This window comes from Sphingobium sp. CECT 9361 (assembly GCF_918741285.1).
Taxonomy (GTDB): Bacteria; Pseudomonadota; Alphaproteobacteria; order Sphingomonadales; family Sphingomonadaceae; genus Sphingobium.
In genome coordinates, this window is sequence record NZ_CAKKNC010000011.1 from 1 (window position 1) to 18,733 (window position 18,733).

General features: G+C 61.8%; 19 protein-coding genes. 11 read left to right on the top strand and 8 right to left on the bottom strand.

Features of this window, described 5'->3' with window-relative positions:
* Positions 1–235 precede the first annotated feature (235 nt).
* Entirely contained in the window at positions 236–526 is a 291-nt protein-coding gene (locus LQ220_RS15230) for a hypothetical protein (protein WP_230189040.1), read from the top strand.
* Positions 527–685: 159 nt separating this feature from the next.
* On the opposite strand, the gene LQ220_RS15235 is transcribed toward LQ220_RS15230, so the two are convergent.
* From LQ220_RS15235 to LQ220_RS15250, 4 genes are all read right to left on the bottom strand, one after another.
* Positions 686–1,351, bottom strand: a complete 666-nt coding sequence (locus tag LQ220_RS15235; RefSeq protein WP_230189041.1) for a murein L,D-transpeptidase catalytic domain family protein — start codon at positions 1,349–1,351, stop codon at positions 686–688.
* A gap of 44 nt (positions 1,352–1,395) precedes the next feature.
* Positions 1,396–1,695: a hypothetical protein gene (locus LQ220_RS15240; RefSeq protein ID WP_230189042.1), complete on the bottom strand. Its 300-nt coding sequence runs from the start codon at positions 1,693–1,695 to the stop codon at positions 1,396–1,398.
* A gap of 4 nt (positions 1,696–1,699) precedes the next feature.
* The gene (locus LQ220_RS15245) at positions 1,700–3,028 is read right to left on the bottom strand and encodes a L,D-transpeptidase family protein (protein WP_230189155.1); all 1,329 of its coding nucleotides are present in this window, start codon (positions 3,026–3,028) and stop codon (positions 1,700–1,702) included.
* Positions 3,029–3,304: 276 nt separating this feature from the next.
* Entirely contained in the window at positions 3,305–3,580 is a 276-nt protein-coding gene (locus LQ220_RS15250) for an HU family DNA-binding protein (RefSeq protein ID WP_230189043.1), read from the bottom strand.
* Positions 3,581–3,804: 224 nt separating this feature from the next.
* On the opposite strand from LQ220_RS15250, the gene LQ220_RS15255 reads away from it, so the two are divergent.
* Together LQ220_RS15255 and LQ220_RS15260 are read left to right on the top strand one after the other, a co-directional pair.
* Entirely contained in the window at positions 3,805–4,773 is a 969-nt protein-coding gene (locus LQ220_RS15255; RefSeq protein WP_230189044.1) for a LysR family transcriptional regulator, read from the top strand.
* A gap of 140 nt (positions 4,774–4,913) precedes the next feature.
* A complete protein-coding gene (locus tag LQ220_RS15260) occupies positions 4,914–7,031 on the top strand; it encodes a TonB-dependent receptor (RefSeq protein ID WP_230189045.1) in 2,118 nt (705 codons plus the stop codon).
* On the opposite strand, the gene thiS is transcribed toward LQ220_RS15260, so the two are convergent.
* The gene (thiS, locus tag LQ220_RS15265; RefSeq protein ID WP_290369053.1) at positions 7,028–8,029 is read right to left on the bottom strand and encodes a sulfur carrier protein ThiS; all 1,002 of its coding nucleotides are present in this window, start codon (positions 8,027–8,029) and stop codon (positions 7,028–7,030) included. The two genes, LQ220_RS15260 and thiS, sit on opposite strands and share 4 nt — an antisense overlap.
* A gap of 158 nt (positions 8,030–8,187) precedes the next feature.
* Between thiS and aroQ the strand changes: the two genes are divergently transcribed.
* The 5 genes from aroQ (at position 8,188) to LQ220_RS15295 (ending at position 11,750) form a co-directional block, all read left to right on the top strand.
* Complete coding sequence (gene aroQ / locus LQ220_RS15275; RefSeq protein WP_230189046.1) at positions 8,188–8,628, top strand: type II 3-dehydroquinate dehydratase; 441 nt, start codon at positions 8,188–8,190, stop codon at positions 8,626–8,628.
* A gap of 82 nt (positions 8,629–8,710) precedes the next feature.
* Positions 8,711–9,193 carry an acetyl-CoA carboxylase biotin carboxyl carrier protein gene (accB, locus tag LQ220_RS15280; RefSeq protein ID WP_230189047.1) on the top strand — a complete coding sequence of 161 codons (483 nt, stop codon included), beginning with the start codon at positions 8,711–8,713 and terminating at the stop codon, positions 9,191–9,193.
* Positions 9,194–9,203: 10 nt separating this feature from the next.
* Positions 9,204–10,556: an acetyl-CoA carboxylase biotin carboxylase subunit gene (gene accC, locus LQ220_RS15285; RefSeq protein ID WP_230189048.1), complete on the top strand. Its 1,353-nt coding sequence runs from the start codon at positions 9,204–9,206 to the stop codon at positions 10,554–10,556.
* On the top strand, positions 10,553–10,897 hold the full coding sequence (locus LQ220_RS15290) for an arsenate reductase family protein (protein ID WP_230189049.1): 345 nt from the start codon (positions 10,553–10,555) through the stop codon (positions 10,895–10,897). Before accC ends, LQ220_RS15290 begins: the two co-directional genes overlap by 4 nt.
* 103 nt (positions 10,898–11,000) lie before the next feature.
* Positions 11,001–11,750, top strand: coding sequence for a ParA family protein (locus LQ220_RS15295; RefSeq protein ID WP_230189050.1), 750 nt, complete (start codon positions 11,001–11,003; stop codon positions 11,748–11,750).
* Positions 11,751–11,756: 6 nt separating this feature from the next.
* Here the strand turns inward: LQ220_RS15295 and LQ220_RS15300 are convergent, their stop codons facing one another.
* Both LQ220_RS15300 and LQ220_RS15305 read right to left on the bottom strand, forming a co-directional pair.
* On the bottom strand, positions 11,757–14,051 hold the full coding sequence (locus LQ220_RS15300) for a GGDEF and EAL domain-containing protein (protein WP_230189157.1): 2,295 nt from the start codon (positions 14,049–14,051) through the stop codon (positions 11,757–11,759).
* A gap of 173 nt (positions 14,052–14,224) precedes the next feature.
* Positions 14,225–15,964, bottom strand: coding sequence for a fatty acyl-AMP ligase (locus tag LQ220_RS15305; protein ID WP_230189158.1), 1,740 nt, complete (start codon positions 15,962–15,964; stop codon positions 14,225–14,227).
* Positions 15,965–16,093: 129 nt separating this feature from the next.
* Between LQ220_RS15305 and LQ220_RS15310 the strand changes: the two genes are divergently transcribed.
* The 3 genes from LQ220_RS15310 (at position 16,094) to LQ220_RS15320 (ending at position 17,879) form a co-directional block, all read left to right on the top strand.
* On the top strand, positions 16,094–16,657 hold the full coding sequence (locus tag LQ220_RS15310) for a RecX family transcriptional regulator (protein ID WP_230189051.1): 564 nt from the start codon (positions 16,094–16,096) through the stop codon (positions 16,655–16,657).
* A 124-nt stretch (positions 16,658–16,781) separates the two neighbouring features.
* The gene (locus tag LQ220_RS15315) at positions 16,782–17,300 is read left to right on the top strand and encodes a DUF192 domain-containing protein (protein WP_230189159.1); all 519 of its coding nucleotides are present in this window, start codon (positions 16,782–16,784) and stop codon (positions 17,298–17,300) included.
* Between the two features lie 180 nt (positions 17,301–17,480).
* Positions 17,481–17,879, top strand: a complete 399-nt coding sequence (locus LQ220_RS15320; protein ID WP_230189052.1) for an NADH:ubiquinone oxidoreductase subunit NDUFA12 — start codon at positions 17,481–17,483, stop codon at positions 17,877–17,879.
* Positions 17,880–17,905: 26 nt separating this feature from the next.
* Here LQ220_RS15320 and aat read toward each other — a convergent pair whose 3' ends face one another.
* On the bottom strand, positions 17,906–18,724 hold the full coding sequence (aat, locus tag LQ220_RS15325; protein ID WP_230189053.1) for a leucyl/phenylalanyl-tRNA--protein transferase: 819 nt from the start codon (positions 18,722–18,724) through the stop codon (positions 17,906–17,908).
* Positions 18,725–18,733 lie beyond the last annotated feature (9 nt).

Here is an 18,733-nt window from a genome sequence, read left to right on the forward strand (position 1 = left end):
ATGATCTCAACTTCACGTAGCTTGCCGATGATCTCTTCCGGCTTGTGCTTCTTGCTTGGCATTCAATGTCCCCTTCGTGGTCCAGACTATCATAGTCTCTGGGCCACTCAGCGGGGGGCAGATCAATATCAGAAAGGCTGTTATATCGATTGCCGCAGCCAGCCTGGCTGTGTCAGTTGTTCCAGCCACGGCTGGCGAAACAGTAGCGCGGGAAACGCCGCCAAAGCTTCTCCCTTTGCAACCGATCATAGTGCCGATCATCAATTCCGATCGTATCGAAGGGGCGTTGCACGTGTCGGTGGTGATGTCGGCAGCCAGCGATGTGGCTCTTGCAGGGCTAACTGAACGAGAGCCCAAGCTGCGCGCCGCACTCGTCGCGGAGCTAATCGAGTTCTCCCGTCTCTATGTTTCGACCCAGATGCCCGTAAATGCCGCCCAGCTCCGAACATTGCTGACAAACGCATCGCGCGCGCAGGATAAAGACGTGGCCGACGTCCTGATAGTCGAGATTTCCGCGATGGCATGAAGGCGGTGCCGGGACGTCCGATACAGGATGGCAATACCGTAAGAGGGCCGTCACCAGCCATTCCCTAAGTGCGTTGCGGTCCTCGGGACATAGTCGGCGTATCAGGCTGCGACTTACGGAGACTCGAAGGGAAGAGAAGGCCGAAAACGTCGCGCACGCCTAAACCTTATCCGCGTACACCATCCGCCCCGGCCCCAGAAGGCCCAGCACCTGCGGCAACATATGCGGAGCCAAGGCAAGGCAGCCCTCGCTGCGCCCGACCTTACCCCATTTGGCGATATGTTCCTCGGTCACGTAATCCGCGCCGTGGATCACAATAGCGCGCATCTCGGCGTTATTGTTAAGCGGATCGAGTCCGATCAACCGCATCGCCTGCCCATGGACCCCGTGATAGATTTCGCCGGTCTTGTATGTCCCAGCCGAGGTGGCGAGAGAGTCGGGGACGTTGGAGAAGCTCTGCAGCCAGCCCGAATGTGCAGGATCGGAGCCACGACCATGCGCCACGAGGTAGGAACTGGTCTGACCGCCGATCAGGTCGACGATATGGAAACGCAAATCCTTGGATGCTTCGCTGAAATCGGCGAGCGCAACGCGGTCGCGCAGTTCGAACGCATCCTTATGCGCATCCAAGGCCGCCTTGGCACGATCCAGCAACTGACGGCTGAAGCGCGTACCCAGCCCCGCCGGAAAAACCTTCGACGGCGGCGGGGTTGGCGGCGGGAGAGCGTTCAACACTTCCGTGATGGCCGCACCGGCCATGGACGGCGACAGCGCGGCAAAGCCGACGCCGGCAAAAGCATATCTGGCGAATTCGCGACGATTCATGACTGCCAATATAGGGCCGATGTCTTAACGGTCCAAGAACCCACTCAATCGGTCTGGCGTGTCTGGTTCGTCGGTACACCGACAGAATCGTCGGGCAGGCGCGCCGTCAGGCCCGTCGCGTCCGCATCGTCGAGCGTCTGCTGATCCTGCGAGACAACCGGCGGCGCAACTGCAGGCGCGCTGTTGTTGGGCACTTCGACCGGCGTTTCGGCTTCGTTGGCCGGGATCTCTTCCTCGGGCACTTCCATCATGTTGTTGGTCGTCTGCGGTTCTTCGGGTGGCTTGCTGTTGCAAGCGCTGAGCGCGAACGCACCGGCAAGAACGATGAGAGCAAGTTTACGCATGGGGTCAGTCCTTCGATGCAATGGCTATGGTCGCCGCGCGGCGGCTGGAGGATTCAATCTTTTCGGCCAGCAACTTGTCCCAGCCATAGGGATCGGCGCGGAAATTCATGGTGCCGTTGCTGCTGGCGAAAGCCGTCCAGTACAGCAGATAGACGGCGACCTGCTTGGGCAATTGCACGCGCTGCGTCTTGCCCTTGTCGATCAGGGTCTGCACCTGTCCAGCCAGCGCGGGATCGCTCTGCACCATCAATTCGGCGAGCGGCACCGGCTTCTCCAGCCGGATGCACCCATGGCTGGCCAATCGGTCATAGCTTGCGAACTTCGCGCGCGCGGGAGTGTCGTGCAAATACACTGCGAACGGATTGTCGAAATCGAATTTCAACCGACCCAGCGCACTGTTGGGCCCAGCAGGCTGCACGATGCGCTCGCCGGTTTCGGGGGTGCCGACGATCTTGTAGCCTTCCCGTGCCAGCGCCGCGCGGCCCTTGGGCCACAATTCGCGCTTGGCGATGGAGCTTGGCACGTTCCAGGGCGGATTGACCACGATGGAATGAATGTTCGATGTCAGCATCGGCGTCTGGTTGGTCGGGCTGCCCGTCACAGCGCGCATGGATGTCACCGGCGCATCGCCTTCGAATACCGTCAGCACCGCAGCGGCGATATTCACTTGCACACGATTGACGGGCAACGACCGCGGCAGCCAGCGCCACCGCTCCATATTCGCCATGATCGATCCGATGCGCTCGCGCACCGGCACGTTGAGTTCGCCCAGCGTCCGCCCGCCGATCCGGCCATCGGGATTGAGGCCATAGCGCCGCTGTGCCCGCTGGATCGCGGCGGTCAGCGGCTCGTCCGGCGTGACCGAAGAGTCTTCGATCGACAAGCGCGCACGGATCGCCTGCGGCGTCGATTCCGCGCTCAACACAGGCCATCCGCCTGCGTCGCGAATATCCTCGTATTTTGCGAGGCCGGATTTCAGCGCTTCATACCCCGCATAACGCGGTGTCAGGCTGGCAGTCCACTGTGCCAGCCGATCGGCCTGAGCAGCCTGGGTCAGCCCGGGCAAGGGATCGTAAGCGGCTGGACGCAATGCCCACACCTCAAGAAAATCGGCAGTGTCGACGCGCCCGCGATACAGCGCGCTCGCGCGGTCCAGCACGGCCCGTACCAGAGCATCGCCCTTCGGCGCGGCAGCCTTCTCCTTCGCTTGGGTCAGCCCCTGATCCGCACCACCCGCCAGCCACTCGGTCAGAAACGCCGTCTGTGCCGAAGAGAGCTTGGGCAAGGGCAGCGGTGCCGTCGGTACGACCGGCGGTGGCACGGTCGTCGACATCTGCGGCGGCAGGATCGAAACAGGGGCCTGCGCCAGCGCCGGAACAGCACCGCCACTCAAAGCAAGTGTCAGGCCCGAAAGGACAAAATGAGATATCGAATTGCGCATGACGTCAGCAGATAGCGTATCTGTCGCCGCGATCAAACCGTGATTTAGCGATGCGACACAGTTATTCGTCTTCGAACGGGATGGCGCAACCTCGACCCAACAAAAAACGGGCGCGCCCTATATGCAAGGGAGCGCCCGTTCCTGAGTACGCGGTAAACCCGAAAGGGATTAGCCGTTCAGCTTGTCCTTGACGGCCTTGGCCGGTGCGAAGGACAGCTTCTTGGAAGCGGCGATCTGGATCGTCGCGCCGGTTGCAGGGTTGCGGCCTTCGCGCGCAGGCGTGTCCTTCACCTTGAACTTGCCAAAGCCGTTCAGCGAGACTTCGTCACCCTTCGCAGCGGCATCGGCGATGGCGGCAAACACGCCGTCGACCAGCTTGCGCGCGTCGGTTTTGCTGAGCGCGTGAGCGGCAGCAATGGTGTCTGCAAGATCGCTATTGTTCATGATGTTTGCTCTTTCCTGTAGTAATGGAACAGGCGGCATAGCGCCATGCAAAGGGCAGGTCCACCTTCAGAACGCCCAAAACGCTACACTTCATGCGATTTATTGCTTCGCCGGTCTGATTTTGCAGTCTTGGTGGCCGTTTTTAACACGACATTGCCCGTACCGCGCGCGCATTTGCTTACAATCCGCTTAACCCATTGCGGCTTTTCCCCTAATGTCGTGCAATGATAACGCCCACCCTGCGCCAGCTCGATATTTTCGCGCAGATGATTGCGTCCGGCAGCGTCGCCGATTGCGCGCGGGATCTCGACCTGCTGCCGTCGGACGTAGAGCGGGAAATCGACGCGCTCGAAACGCGGCTGGGTCATCGACTGTTCGATCGCACGGGGGGTATCGCGACGCTGACGGAGGCGGGGCGCAAGACCGTCGAAGCCATGCAGATGCTGTCGGAAACAGCACCGGAGAATTGGCAGGATACGCGCGCCCCGACCCCAGCCCCGGCGCCTACGCCATCCGCAATCATTGCCAACGTACAATCGAGGGACCGGTCAGACGCACCCGTCGTCGAAACGTCCGCGCGCCAGACTATAACGGTAGCCGCCCACCCCGCCATATTCAGCCATTTTCAGGATGCGCTGACTGCGTTCGAGCAGACAAACGCAGATGTGGTCATTTCGCTGGATTTGGACACCCATAACGCTGCCCAGGCTATTCCCCGTTTGATCGCTGGCAGAATCGATATCGCGTATTTCTATGCCTTGGGTGCGCCGGAAGGCTGGCCATCGCGTTATGCGTGGAGCGAGCAGCTTTCTATCTATATCGGCGACGCCCACCCCCTCTCCGCGCTTGAAAGCGTAATGGCGGAGGATCTCCACGGCATCGCGCCTATCATGCTGGTGCCAGACAATAGCCTGCGCCCGTTGATCGACGAAGCGCTATCACTCGCGCATATAGAGCGTATCGATCCCGTTCTGGAAACCGACAATCTGTTCGACATCATGTTGGCCGTCAGGGAAGGACGGGGCTATTTCGCCGCTTTTGGCCCTCTCGCGCGCGATTTTGCTCGGATGGACGGCATCCGTAGACTGCCCCTAGCCTTCCCGCTGCCCGCCATCGACGTCCGACAGGCAGTCCGTACCGCACCGCAAGACGATCATATCGTCTCCGCGCTTTCTGAATATTTGTTCAGGTAGCGATAGTTAGAGGTTTTTTCGCGACCATCCGTTGAACAAAACGCTGCATCGCACAAATGTTACACAGTATCACTTGATATGTTGTATCATTATGCGTTAGGCAACAGCATTATTCCTCCGATAGTCGAGATTGCCCCCAGATGATGCGTTCGCTTCTGTTTGCCAGCTCCGCCCTTTTCGTAATTCCCGCGGCCTATGCCCAGCAACCCGATCAGGCACCGGTCGATGCAAGCGGCCAGGGCAATTATCATGACGCCCGCCCCTCCGATATCGTCGTCACCGCTCTCATCCCCCGCCGTCAGGGCGACATATTGTCCGGCACTTCCGTAGTTACGGGCGAGGAGTTGACCCGCAGCTTGCGAACCACCATCGGCGAAACATTATCCCGGCAACCCGGCGTCTCGGCGACGTCCTTCGGCCCCAACGCTTCGCGCCCCGTATTGCGCGGCTTTCAGGGAGAGCGCGTTCGCATCCTGACTGACGGCATCGGCAGCTTCGACGTGTCCAACACCTCCGTCGACCACGCCGTCGCGATCAATCCGCTGACCGCCGAACGCATCGAAGTGCTGCGTGGCCCCGCCGCGCTGCTCTACGGATCGTCGGCCATCGGTGGCGTCGTCAACGTCATCGACAGCCGCATTCCCCGCCGTATCCCGGACGAACCGATCCACATCGACGGCATAGCCACCTATGGCACCGCCGCCAATGAGCGCACGGTTTCGGGCAAGGTCGAGGTTCCGCTGGGCGACAAGTTCGTCGTCCACTTCGACGGCACGTATAACAAGACCGGCAATCTCGACACCGGCAGCTACATCCTGTCCTCCGACTTGCGCAAACAGGCCGCTGCCAGCAGCGACCCGGAAATCGCGGACCTCGCCAACCTTCGCGGCAAACTCCCCAACAGCGCCGCGGAAAGCTGGGAAGTGGCGGGCGGCGCTGCGCTGATCACTGAGGGCGGCAATCTGGGCTTTTCAGTCAACCATATCGACAATTTCTACGGCGTCCCGGTCCGCTACCCGCTGGATCCCGATGGCGAAGCCGAACAGGTCCGCCTGCACATGAAGCAAACCCGTGCTGACCTCCGCGGCGAAGTGTCCACCGGCGGCGGTTTTCTCGACAGCATCCGCCTACGCGCAGGATTTGCAGATTATCAGCATCAGGAAATCGAGGATACCGGCGCGGTCGGCACCACATTCTACAACCAGTCGCTCGAATCCCGTCTTGAGTTCGTACAGGCCAAGCGCGGCGGTTGGGACGGTGCATTCGGCGCGCAGATGTTCATCCGTGATTTCAATGTCGTGGGCGAGGAGAAATTCCTGCCCAAGAACGAAACGCAGCAATTCGGGGTCTTCACGCTCCAGTCGCTCGATCTGGGGCATACCCGCATCGAGGCCGGCGCGCGGTTCGAACACACGATATTGCGCGCTGTCGCCGATCCCGATCTCGACAACCCCGCCTACGACCGCAGCTTCAACGCGCTGTCAGGGTCGCTCGGCGCGAGCCATGAAATCATTCCCGGCTGGCGTCTCGGCCTCAATCTCTCCCGCAGCCAGCGCGCGCCATCGGCGGAAGAATTGTTCGCACGCGGAAATCACGCCGGCACGCAGGCTTTCGAACTGGGCAATCCGGGCTTCGGCAAGGAAAGCAGTTGGGGGATCGAAGGCACGCTGCGCGGTCAGGGACCGGGCTACACGGTGTCGCTATCGGGCTATCATAACTGGTTCGATGGCTACATTTACGACAGCATCGTTGACGACAGCGTATGTCAGGCCGTCAACGGCGGCGCACCGCTCGACTTCCCCTGCTTCCAGAACAATCAGGCCAAGGCCCGCTATTACGGACTGGAAGCCGAAGCGACCGTCAAGCTGGCGCAAGTCGGCAATTATGCGCTGAACTTCGATGGCGGCGCGGATTATGTCCATGCCACGGTCGTAGGCTCCGGCCCCGCCCCCCGCATACCCCCGTTCCGCTTGCTGGGCGGTCTGGAAATGGCCAGCGACCGCCTGACGGGACGCGCCGAGATCGAGCACAGCTTTGCGCAGAACCGCACGGCGGCCACCGAAACCGACACCAACGGTTTCACACTGATCAACGCTTCGCTCGCGTTCAAGCCGTTCGCCAGCCAGCCGCAAACAAGCATCGTGTTGTCGGCAAACAACATCTTCGATGTCGAAGCCCGCCGCCACGCGAGCTTCCTGAAGGACTACGCGCCGTTGCCCGGACGCGACATCCGCATCACCGCACGCTTTGGGATTTAGATCAATCCTGCCAACGGACTGGACGGATCGGCATACATGCGGCGCCCCATACGGCCCGCCATGTACGCCATCCGTCCGGCTTCGACCGCCGACTTCATCGCGCCTGCCATCAGTATCGGATCGCGCGCCTCGGCAATAGCTGTATTCATCAGCACGCCGGTGCACCCTAGTTCCATCGCGACCGCTGCGTCCGATGCCGTGCCGACGCCTGCATCGACCAGCACCGGCAACGACGTGCCTTCCACGATCAACCGGATCGTCACGCGATTCTGGATGCCCAGCCCCGACCCGATCGGCGCGCCCAGCGGCATGATTGCCACCGCGCCTGCATTTTCCAGGCGCTTGGCGGCAATTGGATCGTCCACGCAATACACCATCGGCTTGAAGCCTTCCTTGGCCAGCACTTCGGTCGCGCGCAGCGTTTCATACATGTCGGGGTACAGCGTCCGCGCTTCGCCCAGCACTTCCAGCTTCACCAGATCCCAACCGCCCGCTTCGCGCGCCAATCGCAATGTCCGCACTGCGTCGTCGCCAGTAAAGCACCCGGCGGTATTGGGCAGATACGTTACTTTCTTGGGATCGATGAAGTCCGTCAGCATCGGCGCCTTGGGGTCCGACACGTTGACGCGCCGCACCGCGACTGTCACGATCTCCGCGCCCGATGCTTCCAGCGCCGCAGCGTTCTGCGCGAAATCCTTATACTTGCCCGTGCCGACGATCAGCCGCGAACGGAAGGTCCGCCCTGCGACAGTCCAGCTATCGTCCTTGACGGTCGCATGGTCGCCACCGCCCACGAAATGCACGATCTCCAGCTCATCGCCATCCTCGACCAGCACGTCCGCCAGCGTGGAGCGCGGCACGACTTCCAGATTGCGCTCGACCGCGACCTTTTCCGGATTGAGGCCCAGTTCGTTGGCCAGATCGGCCAGCGTCATGCCTTGCCGGATGCGGCGATGCTCGCCGTTTACATGGAGGGAAATGGTGCCGTCGACGCTCAATGGCCTGTCCTTGCATATAGTATGAGGCAAAACGTGTCTCGACTTCCCGCGACACGAGGCGCTACACCGTCCGCGGGGAAAGTGCTTCAGGCGGCATATAGGGATCGCCACATGGTCCCCGCAACCGGTAATAGGCCAAGAATAGGGAAAGCGTGGGCATGACGGACAGCAGGAAGATCTTCGTTCTGAACGGCCCGAACCTCAATTTGCTCGGCACCCGCGAGCCGGAAATCTACGGTTACGATACGCTGGACGATATCGCCGAACGGCTGGAGGACGTCGCCAGCCGCGCCCATGTCGAGATCGAATTTCTGCAATCCAATCATGAAGGCCATCTGATCGACTGGCTGCACGAAGCCAATGCGCAGGGCGCCCATGCCGTGATCCTGAACCCCGGCGGCCTGACCCACACCTCGGTCGCGCTGCACGACGCGATAAAGAGCATAACGGTCCCGGTGATCGAGGTGCACTTGTCCAACCCCCACGCCCGCGAACCTTTCCGCCACAAAAGCTATGTCGGCATGGTCGCAAAGGGCACGATTGCGGGCTTTGGTGCGCTGTCTTACAGTCTCGCACTGGAAGCCGCACTCGAACTCTAAGCGCCCAAAAGGTTGCGCTTCGCGGCGAACCGCAATAGGCGCAGGGCCAACAACTGGCTAAAAATCCCAAAGAGGGTCATTCATGAACGACAAAAGCGAAACGGGTATGCAGGTCGATGTCGCACTGGTGCGCGCGCTGGCTGAAATGCTCGACGATACCAATCTGACCGAAATCGAGGTCGAGGACGGCGATCGCAAGATCCGCGTCGCGCGCAAGGCCGCAGCGATCAACGCCGCGCCGCAATATGTGCAGCAGGCACCCGTCGCCGCTGCACCGACTGCCGCCGCCGCACTTGCAGATGCGCCCGCAGCCACCCTTTCCACGGCCAATGCCAATGCCGTCAAATCGCCGATGGTCGGCACCGCCTATCTGGCGGGCAATCCCGAAGCTGCCAACTTCATCAGCGTGGGCGCACAGGTGAAGGCAGGCGACACGCTGCTGATCGTCGAAGCGATGAAGGTCATGAACCCCATCCTCGCGCCCACGGCCGGTACGGTGAAGGCCGTGCTGGTGGAAAATGGCCAGCCGGTCGAATTCGACCAGCCGCTCGTCATTGTCGAATAATCCGCCAGCCATGAGCATCGAGAAGATCCTGATCGCCAATCGCGGCGAAATCGCGTTGCGTATCCATCGCGCCGCGCATGAAATGGGTATCAAGACAGTCGCCGTGCATTCCACCGCCGATGCGGACGCGATGCACGTGCGCCTTGCCGATGAAGCAATCTGCATCGGCCCGCCCGCCGCGCGCGACAGCTATCTCAATATTCCCAACATCATCTCCGCCGCCGAAATTTCCGGCGCGGACGCCATTCATCCGGGCTACGGCTTCCTTTCGGAAAACGCGCAGTTCGCCGAAATCGTCGAAGCACACGGCATCGCCTTCATCGGTCCCAAGCCCGAACATATCCGCACCATGGGTGACAAGGTCGAGGCCAAGCGCACCGCAGGCGCTCTGGGCCTGCCGCTCGTCCCCGGTTCCGACGGCGCGATCAGCGAGATCGTGGATGCCAAGCGGATCGCCGCAGAAATCGGCTATCCCGTCATCATCAAGGCAGCCTCCGGCGGCGGCGGGCGCGGCATGAAGATCGTGGAAAGCCCCAACGAACTCGAAACCCAGATGCAGCAGGCAGGCTCCGAAGCCAAAGCCGCTTTCGGCGACGCGACCGTCTATCTGGAAAAATATCTCGGCAATCCCCGCCATATCGAATTTCAGATATTCGGCGACGGCAAAGGCAACGCCATCCATCTGGGCGAACGCGACTGCTCGCTGCAACGCCGCCACCAAAAGGTGCTCGAAGAAGCCCCCTCGCCTGTTATTTCACCCGCAGAGCGCGACCGCATGGGCGGCATCGTCAGCAAGGCAATGGCCGACATGGGCTATCGCGGCGCAGGCACTATCGAGTTTCTGTACGAAGACGGCGAATTCTATTTCATCGAAATGAACACCCGCCTTCAGGTCGAGCATCCGGTCACGGAAATGATCACCGGCGTCGATCTCGTCCGCGAACAGATCCGCATTGCCGAAGGTCGCCCGCTGTCGGTGGAACAGAAAGACCTCGTCTTTTCCGGCCACGCCATCGAATGCCGCATCAACGCCGAAGATCCTCAGACCTTCGTCCCCTCACCCGGCACCGTCACCCGCTATCATGTTCCCGGCGGCATGCACGTCCGCGTCGATAGCGGCCTGTATCAAGGCTATAAGGTGCCACCCTACTACGATTCCATGATCGGCAAGCTGATCGTCTACGGCCGCACCCGTGAAGGCGCGATCATGCGTCTTAAACGTGCGCTGGAAGAATATGTGATCGAAGGGATGAAGACCACGATCCCTCTCCACCAGGCGCTGCTGCGCGACCCGGAATTTCAGGACGGCGCATATACGATAAAGTGGCTGGAGGAGTGGCTGGCGCGGGAAGGCGCGGAATGAAAGCCACCATCTACCACAACCCCGCCTGCGGCACCTCGCGCAAGACGCTGGCTATTCTTGAGGAAACACCGGGCGTCGACGTGACCGTCGTCGAATATCTCAAGACCCCGCCGTCGGTCGACACCTTGCGCGCGCTATACCGCGATGCCGGGATGACGCCGCAGCAAGGGCTGCGCCTGCGCGGCACCGATGCGGTCGAGCGTGGCTTGCCCGAAGCCGACGCCGAAACGGTGCTCGCTGCGATGGCTGCAGAACCGATCCTTATCGAACGCCCTCTCGTCCGCACCGACAAGGGCGTTGCGCTCTGCCGCCCGCAGGAAAAGGTCCACGACTTGCTCTGAATTGGGACGAATATGCTGCGGCGCAGCAATTCTGTCGCAAAACCGTCGTAAGTGCATGATCTATGCCTTGCCACGGAAGGGTGTGGGGGTTTAGCCTTGCATCATGGTCAGGAACACCGATTTGGCGACGATCGCAATCTACAGCCTGAAAGGTGGCGTGGGAAAGACGACCTTTGCCATCAATCTGGCATGGGCGTCTGCCGCCATCTCCAAACGGCGCACATTGCTCTGGGATCTGGACCCGCAGGCAGCGGCGACATGGCTGATTTCCGGCGATCAGACCGGACGCGACGAAGCCACCGCGATCTTCAGCAAGGACGTCGATATCGAAACCCTGATCCGGCCGTCGACCGTGCCGGGCATCGACCTGATCGCTGCCGACACCTCGCTACGCGGTCTGGATCGCCTGTTTTTCGAACTGGGCAAGAAAAAACGGCTGGCGCGACTAATCGACGGGCTCGGTAAAGCGTATGACCGGATCATCCTCGATTGTCCGCCGGGCCTTACCGAGACCAGCGAACAGGTGCTGCGCGCCGCCGATCTGGTGATCGTCCCCGTCATCCCTTCCCCGCTGTCGCAACGCGCCTTGGGCGAAGTCGCGCGCTATCTGGTGCAGCGTGGTGGCGGTCATCCGCCTATCCTGCCCGTCTATTCCATGGTGGATCGCCGCCGTGCCCTGCATCGCGCAGCGCTGGAAAGTCAGCCCGACTGGCCCGTCATTCCCATGGCAAGCGCCGTCGAGCAGATGACATCGAAGCGCAAGCCTCTGGGCGCGTTCGCCAGCCGCTCTCCGGCCGCGCATGAATTCGCGCAATTGTGGACCGGCGTAGAGCGCCGTCTGACGCGCTCGTAAGGCAGATCAGGCGACGGCGCTGGTCCGCTTGTTACGGAACAGCAGCAAGGCTTCATGCGCGGGCATCGGACGCCCGAAATAATAGCCCTGAATTTTCGTGCAGCCCAGCGCGTTGACCATTTCCAGCTCGGTCTGAGTCTCCACGCCCTCTGCGGTCGTCGCCATGCCCAGGCTGGTCGCCATCGCCACCACAGCCCGGATGATCGCCAGACTTTCGGGCACATGCTTGGCCGCACTGACCACGAAACTGCGGTCGATCTTGATCGTGTTGAACTTCGTACGGCTGAGATAACCGAGCGACGAATAGCCCGTACCGAAATCGTCCAGCGAAAGGCGTACGCCAAGGGCCAGAAGCTGATCGAGGATCCGCGTCGCCATCGTGCCTTCGCGCATGAATACGCTTTCGGTCACTTCCAGCTCAAGACGGCCCGGTGCCAGTCCGCTTTGGTCCAGCGCAGACATCACGCAGGAAACGAATTGCGGATTGTGAAGCTGCTCTGCGGACACGTTCACGGCAATCTTGATATCGTCCGGCCAGCGCATCGCTTCCTGACAGGCGGTGTGCAGCACCCATTCGCCGATTGGCGCGATCAGCCGCGCGTCTTCGGCCACGGGTATAAACTTGACCGGAGAAATCACGCCCATTTCCGGGTGTGTCCAGCGAACCAGAGACTCGAACCCTTCGATCTTGCCCGTCACGGCGTTGACGACAGGCTGATAAACGACGTGCAGCTCTTCCTTGTCGAGCGCCTCGCGCAGCGCAATTTCCAGCGTTCGGCGTTCCTCGGCATCGACATGCAGGCGTGGCTCATAGGGGCAATGCGTACCGCCGCCTTCGTCCTTCGCGCGATATAGCGCCAGATCGGCACTGCGGATGAGCGTTTCGGTTGTCGTGCCATCGCGCGGCGCCATCGCCGATCCCACTGAAGCCCCGATGTACAGCATGTTCGGCCCGACTTCATAGGGCTGCGACAGCGCGTCGATCAGCGCCAGGGAGAATTGCGCTATGCGGAACGGCTCATCGAATTCGCGCATGACGATGGCGAACTCGTCGCCGCCAATCCGTCCGCATACTTCATAGGGGCCGCACATTTCGCGCAGGCGCTCCGCAACCTGTTCCAGCAGCTTGTCGCCGACCTGATGCCCCAGCGTGTCGTTGACCGATTTGAAGCGGTCAAGATCGATCATGAGAAACGCGCACCGGCCGTTCCACCGCTCCACCGAATGGAGCGCTGCGGATAAGGCTTCGCTCAGTTGCAGGCGATTGGGCAGACCGGTCAGTGGATCGAAGCGCGCCAGTTGTGCGATCTTGTCGGATGTTTCCCGCTGTTCGGTGACATCCGATCCCACGCCCCGGAAACCAAGGAATGCGCCATTGTCATCCAGTCGCGGCGAAGCCGACAAGTCCCACCAGCGCAGGGAACCGTCGATTTCCACGGGCAGCACGACATGGCTAAAACTCTCGTGTCGTTTCAGCCGCTCGGCCACGTCGCGCAGGCCCGCGTTGAACTCCCCGCTTTCCCAGTGACTTCCCGCCAGTATCTGGACGAGGGGCTTGCCTTCCAGCGCTGCGGGCGTCGTCCCCAGCAACTCGGCGAGACGCGGCGACACTGCAGAAATGCGGCGCGCTGTGTCAGTCTGCCACAGCCAGTCTGCCCCTAACTCATCATGTTCGCGCAGCAGCAGGCTGACGACTTCGCGCTTCTCGGTAAGCTCCGCCCCCGTCTGTAACTGCTGACCGAACGCGCGCGCATGTTTGAGGCTGGCGATCAGGAGAGCCAAAGCATAGCTTGCAGCCAAAATCGGCAATTGCGGGCCATAGGCTTCAGGGAACAACAGTACGCCGCCCGCCCCGACAATCAGAAGAAAGCCGATGGATGCCAAGGGCAAAGCCGACAGCGCCACCGCAGCACCAACCATCAAACAACTGTTGAGCGTCCAGATCGCGATGATCTGTTCGGGATGGCCCGCTTGCGAGAAAGACAGCGTCGCAACCGTCCACAACACCCCCTGCAGAGTGACGAGGCCGCCCTGCGCCAGAATATCGTTTCGCGTTACTGAAGCATAGTCCTCGCGGATTCGCTGCCGACTGTGACGCAGCGGCAGAAGCGTGACGATGACCGCAAGGGCTGTCCAGCCGACAAACATGGGGAGATGCGCGCTGGCGCCAAACACGCTCCACACGAAGGCCATCGCCAGAATGTTCAGGATGAACTGCACTATATAAAATCGGTCCGCTGACCACAACTGCGCGCGATATAGCAGGTCGGGCGAAACTGCCCGCGGTGGGGCACACCCCATCAGCATCAGAAGCGACAGCTTATCCCGATCCGTTGCGGGCGAAGTGGTAGAGTCCGGGTTCACTCTATTGGAGTGCCACAACAGAGTTATCAATCGGTTAGCAACGTCACGAAATGATCGACAGGATTTGCACCATTTTCGATCAATTTACGCCGCTTGCGGCGACGAATGCCTCAGGCCGCGATATCGTACGGACGGATTTCCCCGGACAGATACAGGTTGCGCGCCTTTGACCGGCTGAGCTTGCCGGAGCTGGTGCGCGGCAAGGTGCGCGGCGGCACCAGTTCCACAACGCAGTTCATGCCGGTGATCGAGCGCACCCGCTCCCGAATTTCGTCGCGGAGGCGCGATCGCTCCGCATTGTCGGACGTTCGGCAGTGCACCAGCACGGCGGGCGCTTCTTCGCCGCCCGGCGTCGTAATCGCGAAGGCAGCGATGTCGCCCTGCTTGAACCCCGGCAACTGCTCCACGGCCCATTCGATATCCTGCGGCCAGTGGTTCTTGCCGTTGATGATGATCATGTCCTTGGCGCGGCCCACGATATAGAGATAACCGTCGCTCAGATAACCCATGTCGCCAGTATCGAGCCAGCCGTCGATCAGGCAAGCGTCGGTCGCTTCCTGATCGCGGAAATAGCCGACCATCAGCGACGGCCCGGTGGTCCACACCTTGCCGATCTGGCGCTCGTTCAGCGGGCTGCCATCCTCGTCGCGGATCTGTACGATCATGTCCTTGGCGGGCTTGCCGCAATTGACGATGGCACGGAAACGCTGCGGACGGCCTTCGGCGGCCGAACCGCCCGACAGGTCGGTTTCCTCGACCAGTTCGACGACGATGCCTTCGCCCGGCGGCATGATCGTCACCGCCAGCGTTGCTTCGGCAAGGCCATAGCTTGGCAGGAACGCCGTCGGTGCAAAGCCTGCATCCGCGAACGCATCTACAAAGCCTTGCATCACGTCGGGGCGAATCATGTCCGCACCGTTGCCCGCCAGCCGCCAGCGCGACAGATCGAAGCGGTCGGCGGCCTTGGTCTGGCTCGACATGCGGCGCGAACAGATATCGTATCCGAAGGTCGGCGAATAGCTGATCGAGGTGCCTTCGTTGCGGCTGATGAGATCGAGCCACGCCAGCGGACGCCGCGCGAAATCCTCAGTCTTCATGTAATCGGTCGATACCTGATTGGCGACGACCGACAGGAAGCAACCGACCAGCCCCATGTCATGATACCAGGGCAGCCAGCTTATGCAGCGGTCGCTGTCCTGCACCTGCATCCCGTGGCTGTGCGCCGACAGGTTGCTGAGCAGCGCATGGTGCGTAACCGCGACGCCATGCGGAAAGCGGGTCGATCCGCTGGAATATTGCAGATAGGCGATGTCGTTTGTGTCTGCGCTCGGCAGCACGCAGGGCGCAGCGTTTCGCGCGATGAACGCATCGAACGCCAAAGGCTCTACGTTGCGCTGCGCCGCCGCTTCGCCTGCCATCTCGGCCAGTTCGGCAGGGTAGAACAGGATCGTCGGATCGCTGCTCGAAAGCTGGACGACCAACTGGTCGATATAGCTTTCCTTGCCGCCAAAGCTGGTCGGCAGCGGCAGCGGCACCGGCCAAGCGCCTGCATAGACGATGCCGAAGAACATCTGCGCGAATTCCGGGCCGGTCTCCGCGATCAAAGCGATCCGGTCCAGCGGCTTCACGCCATGCGCAATAAGTCGATACGCGCAATCCAACGCATCGCTGCGCAGTTCCGAAAAGGGATAGGCCCGCGCCAGATTACCGCGCGGATCGTGAAAGTTCAGGCCGCGCACGCCCTGCGCCGCATAATCAAGCGCTTCGCCCAAAGTGGCGAAATCCGACAGCCGCCGCGGCAGGCTGTCCTGCGTCGGCGTGGCGGTCAATATGGTCTGCGATCCCGTCATATTGGTTTCAACCAATGCTAATATCCTGAAATTATTGGCAAACCCGTGATTTTTCTTTTGGGCGCGCCTCGAAATTCTGTCCAGCCTGCTCTTTTAGCGCACAAGGCGCGTTCAAATTCCGGCCCGACTGTGGCACAAAAGTGGCGCGTGCCGTCATTTTCACCCTCCAATCGCGCCAAAAAGCCGCCCCCGCCGCTCACCGATGCAAAATTGCGCGATCTTGCGCTGCATTATGTGGGACGCTTCGCCACGACAAGAGCAAAGCTGACTGCCTATCTCTCTCGCAAGATCAGGGAGCGCGGATGGGACGATGCACAGCCGCCCGATCTGCAGGCGCTGGCCGAGCAATTCGCAGAGCTGGGCTATATCGACGACGCCAGCTTCGCCGCCATGAAGGGCGCGGCGCTCACCCGCCGCGGCTTCGGCACCCGCCGCGTCGGCGAAGCGCTGCGCGCCGCGGGCGTGGAAGAGGAAGACAGTGCCCCCGCGCTGGACGACGCCGCCGCCGAACGCTGGGCCTCCGCCGACGCCTTCGCCCGCCGCAAGCGCCTCGGCCCCTATGCCGCCGCGCCGGTCGAGCGCGACAAACGCGACAAGCACATTGCCGCCTTCCTGCGCGCAGGCCATGATTACGCGATGGCCCGCCGATGGATCGACGCCGCCCCAGGGAAGATGCCCGAACGTGAAGAATAGTTTTTACGCCATCGCCTCCACACTGTTCCCCGGCGCACGCCGGGGTCCAGAGCAACAAAGCACAGCGCGTGGGGCTCCTAGACCCCGGCGTGCGCCGGGGAACAGGCTACGTCATATTGCACGCATCGGCTTATTGCCCCTGTGCCTCGCGCTCCCCGCCTGCTCGGACAACACCTCCACAGCCGACAACACTACCGTCGCAACCAAAACGACGGCCAGCACCATCCCCCTGACCATCGTCAGCAAAGGCAAGACGCACCGTTTCGACGTGGAACTCGCCCTGACGCCCGAAGAGCAGGAGCAAGGCCTGATGTTCCGCAAGGAGCTCCCCGCGGACGGCGGCATGGTCTTCCCCATGACCCCGCCCCGCACTGCCAGCTTCTGGATGAAGAACACCGTCATCCCCCTCGACATGCTCTTCATCCGCACCGACGGCACCATCGCCCTCATCGCCGCCAACACCAAACCCTACGCCCGCGAACCGGTCTCCGCAGGCGTTCCCGTAGCCGCCGTCCTCGAACTGCGCGGCGGCAGAGCGGCGGAACTGGGCGTAAAGGAAGGGGACAAAGTAAAATGGGGTGCCTGCGCCGTGCCGGACGTGCGGCCCGATGAAAGCTGGGACCGGGCGAGCTTTTGTCCGTAGGCATACCGGTTACGTCACCCCGGGCTTGACCCGGGGTCCCGCTTCTTCCTCCAGTTTCCAAAGTCAGCCAACAAATTTGACAGCGGGACCCCGGATCAAGTCCGGGGTGACGAGATTGCTAACCAGCCCCCACCAAAACCGCCTTGCCAATCCGCCCTGCCAGCGGCTAAGCGAATCCGCATGGGAATCCTCGGCAAGATCTTCACCTGGTGGGACGGCGCGACCATCGGCACCGCACTCTGGAGCGCGCGTAACGGCACGCGCGTGGGGGAGGACCATCAGGGCAATGTCTATTTTCAGGGCGGCAAGGACGTCCACGGCAATCCCCGCCGCTGGGTGATGTATGCTGGCGCCAACGATGCGAGCCGCGTGCCGCCCGAATGGCATGGATGGCTGCACAACACGTTCGAAGACGCGCCGGAAAGCTTCCTGCCCCCCGCTCGCATCTGGGAACGCGATTATACGCCCAACCAGACTGGCACCGTGAACGCTTATCGCCCGAGCGGCGCCATCGAAAAAGGCGGCGTGCGCCAGTCGGCCACCGGTGACTATGAGGCCTGGTCGCCCGACGCGGGCTAATCTGCCTGGGCATTACGGCGCATTATTTAGGATGCGCCCCGCAATAGCCCCAGCACATCCTCTCCCGTCATCCGCACATCCGCGCCGCTAATCGGATCGAACGTCGCGCGCGTCACATCCCCTGCCCCAGCGTCGACCAGCAACCGCCCGCGCCCCAAAGGCGCATCGGCCACCGCTTGCGCCAACAGCTTGAGATAGGCGCTCTGCCGCATCTCCACCGCGCCCAGCGACCGCAGATGGTCGGTCATGAACTGGCAATCGAGCAGCGTGAATCCGCCCGCCTTCAACCGCGCCACCAGCCACGCCAGCGCGACCTTCGACGCATCGGTGCGGCGCGAAAACATGCTCTCGCCAAAGAACGCCCGCCCCAGCGACACGCCATAAAGCCCGCCGACCAGATCCTCGCCGTCCCAGCACTCCACGCAATGCGCAAAGCCCAGCCGGTGGAGTTCGAGATACGCCGCCTCGATACTGCGATTGATCCAGGTCGAGGGCCGGTCCGGCGCCGCCTCCGCGCACATCTGCACAACCCGTGCGAAATCGCCGTTGGCGCGCACCGTGAACCGGTCCCGCCGAATTGTCCGCGCCAGAGATCGCGATACGACGAAGCCTTCCAGCGGCATGACCGCCCGCTTTTTCGGCTCCACCCAATAGATGTCCTGCGCCTCGCGGTCGTCGGACATCGGGAACACACCGATGGCATAGGCCTGAAGCAACAAAACCGGGTCTATCGTCATTCCACCGGACGCTACCCGCCTTTGCGCCTCGCGCCAACCGGCGACCTCGCGAAAACCGCTCTTGCCCTCCCGCGCCACCCAAGCTAAAGCGCGCCTCTTCGCTGCCATAAGTGGTGA

Bases quoted from the DNA above. Each gene is read 5' to 3' on its own strand.
- LQ220_RS15235 (WP_230189041.1), bottom strand. From the start codon at position 1,351: ATGAATCGTCGCGAATTCGCCAGATATGCTTTTGCCGGCGTCGGCTTT.
- LQ220_RS15240 (WP_230189042.1), bottom strand. From the start codon at position 1,695: ATGCGTAAACTTGCTCTCATCGTTCTTGCCGGTGCGTTCGCGCTCAGC.
- LQ220_RS15245 (WP_230189155.1), bottom strand. From the start codon at position 3,028: ATGTCGACGACCGTGCCACCGCCGGTCGTACCGACGGCACCGCTGCCC.
- LQ220_RS15250 (WP_230189043.1), bottom strand. From the start codon at position 3,580: ATGAACAATAGCGATCTTGCAGACACCATTGCTGCCGCTCACGCGCTC.
- LQ220_RS15255 (WP_230189044.1), top strand. From the start codon at position 3,805: ATGATAACGCCCACCCTGCGCCAGCTCGATATTTTCGCGCAGATGATT.
- LQ220_RS15260 (WP_230189045.1), top strand. From the start codon at position 4,914: ATGATGCGTTCGCTTCTGTTTGCCAGCTCCGCCCTTTTCGTAATTCCC.
- aroQ (WP_230189046.1), top strand. From the start codon at position 8,188: ATGACGGACAGCAGGAAGATCTTCGTTCTGAACGGCCCGAACCTCAAT.
- accB (WP_230189047.1), top strand. From the start codon at position 8,711: ATGAACGACAAAAGCGAAACGGGTATGCAGGTCGATGTCGCACTGGTG.
- accC (WP_230189048.1), top strand. From the start codon at position 9,204: ATGAGCATCGAGAAGATCCTGATCGCCAATCGCGGCGAAATCGCGTTG.
- LQ220_RS15290 (WP_230189049.1), top strand. From the start codon at position 10,553: ATGAAAGCCACCATCTACCACAACCCCGCCTGCGGCACCTCGCGCAAG.
- LQ220_RS15295 (WP_230189050.1), top strand. From the start codon at position 11,001: ATGGTCAGGAACACCGATTTGGCGACGATCGCAATCTACAGCCTGAAA.
- LQ220_RS15300 (WP_230189157.1), bottom strand. From the start codon at position 14,051: ATGGGGTGTGCCCCACCGCGGGCAGTTTCGCCCGACCTGCTATATCGC.
- LQ220_RS15305 (WP_230189158.1), bottom strand. From the start codon at position 15,964: ATGACGGGATCGCAGACCATATTGACCGCCACGCCGACGCAGGACAGC.
- LQ220_RS15320 (WP_230189052.1), top strand. From the start codon at position 17,481: ATGGGAATCCTCGGCAAGATCTTCACCTGGTGGGACGGCGCGACCATC.
- aat (WP_230189053.1), bottom strand. From the start codon at position 18,724: ATGGCAGCGAAGAGGCGCGCTTTAGCTTGGGTGGCGCGGGAGGGCAAG.